The 10725-nt window shown below is 66.4% G+C and carries 8 protein-coding genes; 7 read left to right on the top strand and 1 reads right to left on the bottom strand.

Going from position 1 to position 10725, the window contains the following annotated elements:
• Positions 1-75: 75 nt before the first annotated feature.
• Positions 76-549 carry a DoxX family protein gene (locus N7590_RS20920; protein WP_164241825.1) on the top strand — a complete coding sequence of 158 codons (474 nt, stop codon included), beginning with the start codon at positions 76-78 and terminating at the stop codon, positions 547-549.
• A gap of 77 nt (positions 550-626) precedes the next feature.
• Here the strand turns inward: N7590_RS20920 and prpR are convergent, their stop codons facing one another.
• The gene (gene prpR / locus N7590_RS20915) at positions 627-2210 is read right to left on the bottom strand and encodes a propionate catabolism operon regulatory protein PrpR (protein ID WP_279935860.1); all 1584 of its coding nucleotides are present in this window, start codon (positions 2208-2210) and stop codon (positions 627-629) included.
• A 153-nt stretch (positions 2211-2363) separates the two neighbouring features.
• Here prpR and prpB point away from each other — a divergent pair, with 153 nt between their 5' ends.
• From prpB to N7590_RS20885, 6 genes are all read left to right on the top strand, one after another.
• Positions 2364-3257, top strand: a complete 894-nt coding sequence (gene prpB, locus N7590_RS20910; RefSeq protein ID WP_164241823.1) for a methylisocitrate lyase — start codon at positions 2364-2366, stop codon at positions 3255-3257.
• Positions 3258-3293: 36 nt separating this feature from the next.
• Complete coding sequence (gene prpC, locus N7590_RS20905) at positions 3294-4451, top strand: 2-methylcitrate synthase (protein ID WP_008265338.1); 1158 nt, start codon at positions 3294-3296, stop codon at positions 4449-4451.
• A gap of 97 nt (positions 4452-4548) precedes the next feature.
• Positions 4549-7167: a Fe/S-dependent 2-methylisocitrate dehydratase AcnD gene (gene acnD / locus N7590_RS20900; protein ID WP_164241822.1), complete on the top strand. Its 2619-nt coding sequence runs from the start codon at positions 4549-4551 to the stop codon at positions 7165-7167.
• 94 nt (positions 7168-7261) lie between these two features.
• Positions 7262-7966: a hypothetical protein gene (locus N7590_RS20895; protein WP_164241821.1), complete on the top strand. Its 705-nt coding sequence runs from the start codon at positions 7262-7264 to the stop codon at positions 7964-7966.
• Positions 7967-7995: 29 nt separating this feature from the next.
• Complete coding sequence (prpF, locus tag N7590_RS20890; protein ID WP_164241820.1) at positions 7996-9174, top strand: 2-methylaconitate cis-trans isomerase PrpF; 1179 nt, start codon at positions 7996-7998, stop codon at positions 9172-9174.
• A gap of 71 nt (positions 9175-9245) precedes the next feature.
• Entirely contained in the window at positions 9246-10706 is a 1461-nt protein-coding gene (locus N7590_RS20885; RefSeq protein ID WP_164241819.1) for a bifunctional 2-methylcitrate dehydratase/aconitate hydratase, read from the top strand.
• The last annotated feature ends 19 nt before the right edge of the window (positions 10707-10725 follow it).

Raw genomic sequence — 10725 nt, 5'->3', positions numbered from 1 at the left:
GACTGGCCCGCTTCATCTGCGAGCAGGCTGCCAACCGGCACACTGCGATCGATTCCCTCGACATCCGGAGTTGCCATGCCCTCCTGGCGTTGCCTGTTTGCCGTGCCATCACCGCGCCGTGGCGTGGAAGCGTCCCTGCTGCTGCTGGCCCGTATCGTCGCCGGGGTCATGTTCTGCGTCTCCGGCTGGAACAAGGTGTTCACCGAGGCCGGGCGCGAGCGCATGGTGCATACGCTGGTCGATGCCGGCATTCCGTTCCCGGCGTTCAGTGCGCCGGTGCTCGGCGCGATTGAGTGGATTGCGGGTGGACTGCTGGTGTTGGGCCTGCTCAGTCGCCCGTCTGCCCTGCTGCTGGCCGCGATCTGCGCGGTGGCGGCGCTGACTGATGGCATTGCACGCATTCCGGCAGGACTGAGCGTGCCGGACTGGCTGAGCTGGTTCTTCTACCTGAGCGAAGTGCCACTAGGCGTGCTGTTGCTTTGGGTAGCGGCAGTGGGTAGTGGCCGCTTCGCCGTCGAGGCACGCTGGGCGCGCTCGCGCAATCTGTAGAGTCGAGCTTGCTCGACTGCTTTTCTGTGGGGCCGAGCCATGCTCGGCTGATTTTCTCTAGTCGAGCAAGCTCGACTCTACAGCCCCTCCGCGCGCAGCCAGCGCCATAGCGTGGTGCGTGACACGCCCAGCGCCTGCGCCATGCCTTCGCGGTCATTGCGGTGTTCCTGCAGCACGGCTTCCAGCTGCGCACGCGGGGGCCGCTTGCCGTTGCTTTCCACCGGCATGGCAGGGGTGCCCTCGCGCATCAGCTCCGGTGCCAGCTGCATCAACCGCGCGGTGTTGATCAATTCTTCGCCCGGCTGCCAGTGGATGCGCAGGCGATCCACCAGGTTGCGAAGCTCTCGCACGTTGCCGGGCCATTCGGCGTTGGTCAGTGTGGTCATTGCAGCCTCGTCCAGCGGCGCGTCGATGCCGCGAAGCTGGCGGAAGAAGTGCCGGGCCAGCAGCGCGATGTCCGTACGCCGCGCACGCAGCGCGGGCAGTGCGATGCGCAGCGCAGCCAGGCGGTAATACAGGTCGCGGCGGAAACTTCCGGCGGCGGCGCGTTGTTCCAGTGACTGCAGCGTGGCAGCGACCACGCGCAGGTCCACCGGGGTCGGTTCGGTGGCGCCCACGCGCAGCACTTCGCGTTCTTCCAGCACCCGCAGCAGGCGCGTCTGCAGCGGTAGTGGCAGTTCGCCGATCTCATCCAGGAACAGGGTGCCACCGTCGGCCGCTTCGACCAGGCCAACGCGGCCACCACGGCGTGCGCCGGTAAAGGCGCCATCGCTGTAGCCGAACAGCTCGGCTTCCAGCAGCGATTCGCTGATCGCGCCGCAGTTCAGCGCCACGAAGCGGCCACGACGGCCGCTGGCTGCGTGCAGCTGGCGTGCCACCAGCTCCTTGCCCGTGCCGGTTTCGCCGGTGACCAGCACAGTGCTGTCATGTGGTGCATAGAGCGCGATCTGTGCGCGTACCTGCGCCATCGCATCGCTGTCGCCGAGCAGGGCATGCGCATCACTGCGCGGGGCGGCGCGCCGGCGCGCTGCCGGCCGGCTGCCACCGGAGCGGGCCAGCGCCTGGGTCAGTTCCAGCGCATGTTCGAAGGCGTGGCGCACCGAATCGGCCGAGTACAGCAGCACGCCCGGCAGGCCCATCTGTTCGGCATGGTCGATGGCCATGCCGGTGCCGACGATCACCTCGATGCCATTGGCGCGCAGGTCGGCGATGCAGTCACGTGCATCTTCGCGGGTAACGAAGCGGCGGTGCTCGATGTCCAGGCCGAAACTCTGCTGGAAGTTGCTGAACACCGGTACGTCGCTGGCGTGGGTGACCAGGCCGATGCGCGGGGCGATGCGGCGGGCGCGGGCCAGGGCTTCCATCAGGTCGAAGCCGTTGGCCTGGATCGGCACCAGTGGCAGTTCAAGCCGCCCGCGCAGCCATGCGGCATTGGAGCCGCCGGCGATGACCACGTCGCAGTGCTCGCGGCGCAGGCGTTGGCCGATCACGTCCACCGCTTCCTCGAAGCCCAGGTTGATCTGCTCGATGCGTGCGCGGCGGTCGAACTCGGGGATGACATCGCCGAGCAGGCCGGTCAGGCGCGAGACGCTGACGGTCCAGATGACCGGGCGTCCGGGGTCGGCATCGGCATGGCGCAGGGGCGAGCGGGGCAGGTACATGGCAGCGGTAATGGGTAGCGATGTTTCATGATACATCTGTTTCAATGTTTCATTTGTTTCATCGCTGCAATGCGGTCATGCCTTTGAAATCAACCGCTTGCAGCTTGGCATGGTGCTTGCGCCTTCTCTCCCGTTCCCAACTTGGATTGCCGCATGACCGCTTCCGCCCCTTTCTCCGCCGGTGCCCGCTTCCGTGAGGCGCTGGCTGCCGAATCGCCGCTGCAGGTGATCGGCGCGATCAACGCCAACCATGCCCTGCTGGCCAAGCGCGCCGGCTTCCGCGCCATCTACCTGTCCGGTGGCGGCGTTGCCGCCGGCTCGCTGGGCCTGCCGGACCTGGGCATCAACACCCTGGAAGACGTGCTGGTGGACGTGCGTCGCATCACCGACGTCTGCGACCTGCCGCTGATGGTCGACATCGACACCGGCTTCGGCCCGAGCGCGTTCAACATCGCGCGCACCGTGAAGTCGCTGATCAAGGCCGGCGCCGCGGCCTGCCATATCGAAGACCAGGTCGGCGCCAAGCGCTGCGGCCACCGTCCGGGCAAGGAAATCGTCTCGCAGGGTGAAATGGTCGATCGCGTGAAGGCCGCGGCCGACGCCAAGACCGATCCGGACTTCTTCCTGATCGCCCGCACCGACGCCATCCAGGTGGACGGCGTGGACAAGGCCATCGAGCGCGCCATCGCCTGCGCCGAGGCCGGTGCCGATGGCATCTTCGCCGAGGCCGCCTACGACCTGGAGACCTATCGCCGCTTCGTCGACGCGGTGAAGGTGCCGGTGCTGGCCAACATCACCGAGTTCGGCGCCACCCCGCTGTTCAGCCGCGATGAACTGGCTTCGGCCGGCGTGGCCATCCAGCTGTTCCCGCTGTCGGCGTTCCGCGCGGCCAACAAGGCTGCCGAGAACGTCTACCAGGCGGTGCGGCGCGATGGCCACCAGCGCAACGTGGTGGAGACCATGCAGACCCGCGAGGAACTCTACGACCGCATCGGCTACCACGCCTTCGAGCAGCAGCTCGATGCCCTGTTCGCCGCCAAGAAATAAGCAGTACCCTGCACCATCAGTTTTCGGAGGGAAAACATGAACGATACGACCGCAACCCCGACCTTCAAGCCGAAGAAGTCCGTCGCCCTGTCCGGCACCGCCGCCGGCAACACCGCGCTGTGCAGCGTCGGCCGCAGCGGCAACGACCTGCATTACCGCGGCTACGACATCCTGGACCTGGCCAACACCAGCGAGTTCGAGGAAATCGCCTACCTGCTGGTGCACGGCAAGCTGCCGACCCGCGCCGAGCTGGTTTCGTACAAGGCCAAGCTGAAGTCGCTGCGTGGCATTCCGGCTGCGGTCAAGGCCGCGCTGGAGGAACTGCCGCCGTCGGCGCACCCGATGGACGTGATGCGCACCGGCGTGTCGGTGCTCGGCTGCGTGGCACCGGAGAAGGACGACCACAACCACCCGGGCGCGCGTGACATCGCCGACAAGCTGATGGCCTGCCTCGGTTCGATGCTGCTGTACTGGTACCACTGGAGCCACAACGGCCGCGCCATCGACGTGGAAACCGACGATGACTCGATCGGCGGCCACTTCCTGCACCTGCTGCATGGCGAGAAGCCGCAGGATTCGTGGGTGAAGGCGATGCACACCTCGCTGATCCTGTACGCCGAGCACGAGTTCAACGCCTCGACCTTCACCTGCCGCGTCATCGCCGGCACCGGCAGCGACATGTACAGCGCGATCTGCGGTGGCATCGGCGCGCTGCGCGGCCCGAAGCATGGCGGCGCCAACGAAGTGGCGTTCGAAGTGCAGAAGCGCTACGACAACCCCGATGAGGCCGAGGAAGACATCAAGGCCCGCGTCGAGCGCAAGGAAGTGGTGATCGGTTTCGGCCACCCGGTCTACACTGTCTCCGATCCGCGCAACAAGGTGATCAAGGACGTGGCCCGCGAGCTGTCCGAGGAACAGTCGAGCATGAAGATGTACGACATCGCCGAGCGCCTGGAATCGGTGATGTGGGACATCAAGAAGATGTTCCCGAACCTGGACTGGTTCAGCGCCGTCAGCTACCACATGATGGGCGTGCCGACCGCCATGTTCACCCCCCTGTTCGTGATCGCCCGCACCGCCGGCTGGAGCGCGCACATCGTCGAGCAGCGCATCGACGGCAAGATCATCCGCCCGAGCGCCAACTACATCGGCCCGGAAGACCGCGACTTCGTCGCCATCGACAAGCGCGTCTGATCCACCTGCTGTATCCATCCGGCCGGCCCTATGCCGGCCGGGTGCTTTCGCCGCCGCATCGCCGGCACCCGGCCCGCCTCAAGCACTCCGCCAGCCCATGAATACCGATTACCGCAAGACCCTTCCCGGCAGCGCGCTGGACTATTTCGACGCGCGTGCCGCCGTCGATGCGATCCAGCCCGGCGCCTATGCCACCCTGCCGTACACCTCGCGCGTGCTGGCCGAGAACCTGGTGCGCCGCTGCGATCCAGCCACGCTCAGCGATTCGCTGAAGCAGCTGATCGAGCGCCGCCGCGACCTCGATTTCCCGTGGTTCCCGGCCCGCGTGGTCTGCCATGACATTCTCGGCCAGACCGCATTGGTCGATCTGGCCGGCCTGCGCGACGCGATCGCCGACAAGGGCGGTGATCCGGCCAAGGTCAATCCGGTGGTGCCGGTGCAGCTGATCGTCGATCACTCGCTGGCGGTGGAGTGTGGTGGTTACGACCCGCAGGCGTTCGAGAAGAACCGCGCCATCGAGGATCGCCGCAACGAAGACCGTTTCCACTTCATCAACTGGACCAAGCTGGCGTTCCAGAACGTGGACGTGATTCCACCCGGCAACGGCATCATGCATCAGATCAACCTGGAGAAGATGTCGCCGGTGGTCTACGTGCAGGACGGTGTTGCGTTCCCCGATACCTGCGTGGGCACCGACAGCCATACCCCGCACGTGGATGCGCTGGGTGTGATCGCGATCGGTGTAGGCGGACTGGAGGCGGAGAACGTGATGCTCGGCCGCGCCTCGTGGATGCGCCTGCCGGATACCGTCGGCGTCGAACTGAGTGGTCGCCCGCAGCCGGGCATCACCGCCACCGACGTGGTGCTGGCCCTGACCGAGTTCCTGCGCAAGGAGCGCGTGGTCGGCGCGTGGCTTGAATTCTTCGGCGAGGGTGCGGCGGCACTGACCATCGGTGACCGCGCCACCATTTCCAACATGTGCCCCGAGTACGGCGCGACCGCGGCGATGTTCTACATCGACGCGCAGACCATCGATTACCTGCGCCTGACCGGCCGCGAGGAATCGCAGGTGGCGCTGGTGGAAAACTACGCGCGCACCACCGGCCTGTGGGCCGATGACCTGGCCACTGCGCAGTACGAGCGCGTGCTGCGTTTCGACCTGTCCAGCGTGGTGCGTAACATGGCCGGGCCGTCCAACCCGCACAAGCGCGTGGCCACTGCCGAGCTGGCCGAGCGCGGCATCGCCGACGAAGCCAAGCTGGAAGCGGGCAAGGCCGAGCAGGCGCAGGGCCTGATGCCCGATGGCGCGGTGATCATCGCGGCCATCACCAGCTGCACCAATACCTCCAATCCGCGCAACGTGATCGCCGCCGCGCTGCTGGCGCGCAATGCCAATGCGCGTGGCCTGCAGCGCAAGCCGTGGGTGAAGTCGTCGCTGGCGCCGGGTTCCAAGGCCGTACAGCTGTACCTGGAAGAGTCCGGCCTGCTGCCGGACCTGGAACAGCTGGGTTTCGGCATCGTGGCGTTTGCCTGCACCACCTGCAACGGCATGAGTGGCGCGCTGGACCCGAAGATCCAGCAGGAAATCATCGATCGTGACCTGTACGCCACGGCTGTGCTGTCGGGCAATCGCAACTTCGATGGCCGCATCCATCCGTACGCCAAGCAGGCCTTCCTGGCTTCGCCGCCGCTGGTGATCGCCTACGCCATCGCCGGTACCGTCCGCTTCGATATCGAGAAGGACGTGCTGGGCGTGGACGCCGACGGCAACGAGGTGCGCCTGAAGGACATCTGGCCGAGCGATGCTGAAATCGATGCCGTGGTGAAGGCTTCGGTGAAGCCCGAGCAGTTCCGCAAGGTCTACAACCCGATGTTCAACGTGCGCGTGGAGCATGGCGCCGCGGTCAGCCCGCTGTACGACTGGCGCCCGCAGAGCACCTACATCCGCCGCCCGCCGTACTGGGAGGGGGCACTGGCCGGTGAGCGCACGCTGGCCGGCATGCGCGCGCTGGCGGTGCTGCCGGACAACATCACCACCGACCACCTGTCGCCGTCCAACGCGATCATGGCCTCCAGCGCCGCCGGCGAATACCTGGCGAAGATGGGCCTGCCGGAAGAAGACTTCAATTCCTACGCCACCCACCGTGGCGACCACCTGACCGCGCAGCGCGCCACGTTCGCCAATCCGAAGCTGTTCAACGAGATGGTGCGCAACGACGACGGCAGCGTGAAGCAGGGCTCGCTGGCGCGCGTGGAGCCGGAAGGCAAGGTGATGCGCATGTGGGAAGCGATCGAAACCTACATGGACCGCAAGCAGCCGCTGATCATCATCGCCGGTGCCGATTACGGCCAGGGCAGCTCGCGTGACTGGGCCGCCAAGGGCGTGCGCCTGGCCGGCGTGGAAGCGATCGTGGCCGAGGGCTTCGAGCGGATTCACCGTACCAACCTGATCGGCATGGGCGTGCTGCCGCTGGAGTTCAAGCCGGGCACCACCCGGCTGACCCTGGGCATCGACGGCACCGAGACCTTCGACGTGGTCGGCGAGCGTACTCCGCGTGCCGAGCTGACCCTGGTCATCCACCGCCGCGATGGCCAGGACGTGATCGTGCCGGTCACCTGCCGCCTGGACAGCGATGAGGAAGTGGCGATCTACGAGGCCGGCGGCGTGCTGCAGCGCTTCGCCCAGGACTTCCTGGAAGGCGCCAAGGTGGCGTAAGGCAGCGGCTGGCTGCCTTGTGTCGAGTTGCCGCCATGCTGGCTCCGGCCCGCATGGCGGTAGTTACGGAGGAGAGGGGCGTTGCCCCATCTGCATGGGAACGGCGTTCTACAACATCGCAGGCACGGTCAACACCGCCTTCATCCTGCTGAGCCTGTTGGGTGTGGGCGCGCAGTTGCGGCTGGTGCGCCGCCGCCGGGTACGTGCGGGCGCGGCTGACAGCGCCACTGCGGTGCTTTCGCTGAACCAGTTCACGGTCAGCTTCCTGGCCTACCTTTCCTTCTTCGTCTATGGCTACAGCATCACGCCGTTCAATCACTTCATTGTCTGGCCGCGCTTGCTCGCGTCGGTGCTGGTCATGGCCATCCTGGTGGAGATATGGCGCGACCGCCGGAGCCGCTCCGCTGCGACCAGCGTGCTGACAGCCGCCCTGCTGTTGCTCTGCGCACTGGCCGGGCTGGCCTGGGGTGACCGGCATGTGGATGAGGGCAGGGTAGTCGCCAGCGCGATGATAGTGGTCATTACTGCCTTGCTGGCGCAGGGCTACACGCATCAGATCCTGCTGATCCTGCGCAATGGCCATACCGGTGCCGTGTCGCTGCGGATGAGTCAGTTGATCCTGCTGATGGACCTGTCGACGATCGTGTTTGCCTTCGCCATGGGGATGCAGATGGGATGGCCGTTGCTGCTGCTGGCCGTGGTGAGCGGCAGCACCAAACTGGTCATCCTGTATCTGTTCCGCTGGCAGCAGGGGGCCTCCGCCGCAGATCGTCGGCGACAGCGGTTGCAGCCTGCGTAGTGCGTGTTCCTTACCTTATCGAGAATGTCATGACCTTCCTTCCCCAACTCCGTATTCCCGCCACCTACATGCGCGGTGGCACCAGCAAGGGCGTGTTCTTCCGCCTGCAGGATCTGCCTGAAGCCGCGCAGGTGCCGGGCGCCGCACGCGATGCACTGCTGATGCGCGTGATCGGTTCGCCCGATCCGTATGGCAAGCAGACCGACGGCATGGGCGGTGCCACCTCCAGCACCAGCAAGTGCGTGATCATTTCCGCCGCTTCGGTGCCGGACCATGATGTCGACTACCTGTACGGCCAGGTCTCGATCGAAACCGCCTTCGTCGATTGGAGCGGCAACTGCGGCAATCTCAGCACCGCGGTCGGCCCGTTCGCGATTGCCAACGGCCTGATCGATCCGGCCCGCGTGCCGCATGACGGCCTGTGCACCGTGCGCATCTGGCAGGCCAACATCGGCAAGACCATCATCGCCCACGTACCGATGCGCGATGGCCAGGTGCAGGAGACCGGTGATTTCGAGCTGGACGGCGTGACCTTCCCGGCCGCCGAGATCCAGCTCGAATTCATCGATCCCTCCGACGACGGCGATGCCGGCGCGATGTTCCCCACCGGCAATCTGGTAGACACCCTCGACGTACCCGGCGTGGGCAGCTTCGAGGTGACGATGATCACCGCCGGTATTCCGACGATCTTCCTCAACGCCGCCGATCTGGGCTACACCGGCACCGAGCTGCAGCCGGCGATCAACGAAGACAAGGCAGCATTGCAGAAGTTCGAAACCATCCGTGCGCATGGCGCGCTGCGCATGGGCCTGATCTCGAAACTTGAAGACGCAGCGACCCGCCAGCACACGCCGAAGGTGGCCTTCGTGGCGCCGGCACAGGACTACGTATCGTCCAGCGGCAAGGCCATTGCGGCCTCGGCCATCGACCTGCACGCGCGTGCGCTGTCGATGGGCAAGCTGCACCACGCGATGATGGGTACCGCGGCCGTGGCGATCGGCACCGCGGCGGCGATTCCAGGCACCCTGGTCAATCGCGCGGCCGGTGGCGGTGAACGCGAGGCGGTGACCTTCGGCCATCCCTCCGGCACGCTGCGCGTGGGTGCGCAGGCCGGACGCGTTGACGGCCAGTGGACGGTGACCAAGGCCATCATGAGCCGCAGTGCCCGCGTATTGATGGAAGGCAAGGTGCGGGTGCCGGCCGAATAGTGCTCTGGTAGCTGCCAACCAAGGTTGGCATGGTGCACGGGCAACCGTGCACCGCAACGAGGAGATCGACGATGTCCAGCAACGCCACCCCATCCAACGAACGTGCAGCGTGGGATGCGCTGCTGGTGGACATTGTCGACTACGTGCGCGACGCGCGCATCGACTCACCGCTGGCGTTCCAGACCGCGCATCACTGCCTGCTCGATACGCTGGGCTGCGGGCTGGAAGCGTTGTCCTTCCCGGCCTGCAGCAAGCTGCTCGGGCCGCTGGTGCCGGGCATCAGCGTGGTCAACGGCGCGCGCGTGCCGGGTACGCACTACGTGCTGGACCCGGTGCAGGCCGCCTTCAACCTCGGCGCGATGGTGCGCTGGCTGGATTTCAACGACACCTGGCTGGCCGCCGAATGGGGTCATCCCTCGGACAATCTCGGCGGCATCCTCGCTGTCTGCGATTGGCTGGGGCGAAACGCGCAGGCCCTGCGTCGCCCGTCGCCGACCCTGCATGACGTGCTGCTGGCGATGATCAAGGCTCACGAGATCCAGGGCGTGCTGGCGCTGCAGAATTCGTTCAACCGGGTCGGGCTGGACCATGTGGTGCTGGTCAAGGTGGCCACCACGGCGGTGGTCGCGCACCTGCTCGGGCTGGATCGCAAACGCATGCTCAATGCGCTGTCGCTGGCCTGGGTCGATGGCCAGGCGCTGCGGACCTACCGTCATGCGCCCAACACTGGCTCGCGCAAGAGCTGGGCGGCGGGCGATGCGACCAGCCGTGGCGTGCGCCTCGCCTTGATGGCGGCCAGTGGCGAGATGGGTTACCCAAGCGTGCTGAGCGCACCGACCTGGGGCTTTGAGGCAGTGTCGATGCATGGCCAGCAGCTGACGCTGGGGCGGCCGCTGGGCAGCTATGTGATGGAGAACGTGCTGTTCAAGATCAGCTACCCGGCCGAGTTCCACGGCCAGACCGCGGTCGAGGCCGCGATCACGCTGCACCAGCAGCTGCGCGCGGCGGGGCGCCGGGTCGAAGACATCGCGCACATCGCGATCCGCACCCAGGAAGCCTGCATCCGCATCATCGACAAGCAGGGCCCGCTGCACAATCCGGCCGACCGTGACCACTGCGTGCAGTACATGGTCGCCATCGCGCTGCTGCATGGGCGGCTGGTGGCCGAGGATTACGAGGACGACGTTGCCGCCGATCCGCGCATCGACGCGCTGCGCGCGAAGATGGCCTGCCATGAGGATCCGCGGCTCAGCGCCGATTACCTTGACCCGGACAAGCGCAGCATTGCCAACGGCCTGAGCGTGCGTTTCACCGATGGCAGCGAACTGCCGGAGGTGCTGGTGGAGTACCCGCTCGGTCACGCCCGGCGCCGCGAGGAAGGCATCCCGCTGCTGATGGACAAGTTCCGCCGGCACCTGGCCCACCGTTTCCCGACCGTCCAGCAGCAACGCATCCTGGCCGCGTCGCTGGACCCGGTGGCACTGGCGGCGATGCCGGTGACCGACTACGTGGACCTGTACCTGCCGGGGTAGGGGCGCGTTGGTGGGTGCC

Source organism: Stenotrophomonas sp. GD04024 (assembly GCF_029837545.1).
Lineage (GTDB): Bacteria > Pseudomonadota > Gammaproteobacteria > Xanthomonadales > Xanthomonadaceae > Stenotrophomonas > Stenotrophomonas forensis.
Note: the sequence above shows the minus strand (reverse complement) of the source record. Positions and strands in the feature narration are given on the sequence as shown.

Bases quoted from the DNA above. Each gene is read 5' to 3' on its own strand.
- N7590_RS20920 (WP_164241825.1), top strand. From the start codon at position 76: ATGCCCTCCTGGCGTTGCCTGTTTGCCGTGCCATCACCGCGCCGTGGC.
- prpR (WP_279935860.1), bottom strand. From the start codon at position 2,210: ATGTACCTGCCCCGCTCGCCCCTGCGCCATGCCGATGCCGACCCCGGA.
- prpB (WP_164241823.1), top strand. From the start codon at position 2,364: ATGACCGCTTCCGCCCCTTTCTCCGCCGGTGCCCGCTTCCGTGAGGCG.
- prpC (WP_008265338.1), top strand. From the start codon at position 3,294: ATGAACGATACGACCGCAACCCCGACCTTCAAGCCGAAGAAGTCCGTC.
- acnD (WP_164241822.1), top strand. From the start codon at position 4,549: ATGAATACCGATTACCGCAAGACCCTTCCCGGCAGCGCGCTGGACTAT.
- N7590_RS20895 (WP_164241821.1), top strand. From the start codon at position 7,262: ATGGGAACGGCGTTCTACAACATCGCAGGCACGGTCAACACCGCCTTC.
- prpF (WP_164241820.1), top strand. From the start codon at position 7,996: ATGACCTTCCTTCCCCAACTCCGTATTCCCGCCACCTACATGCGCGGT.
- N7590_RS20885 (WP_164241819.1), top strand. From the start codon at position 9,246: ATGTCCAGCAACGCCACCCCATCCAACGAACGTGCAGCGTGGGATGCG.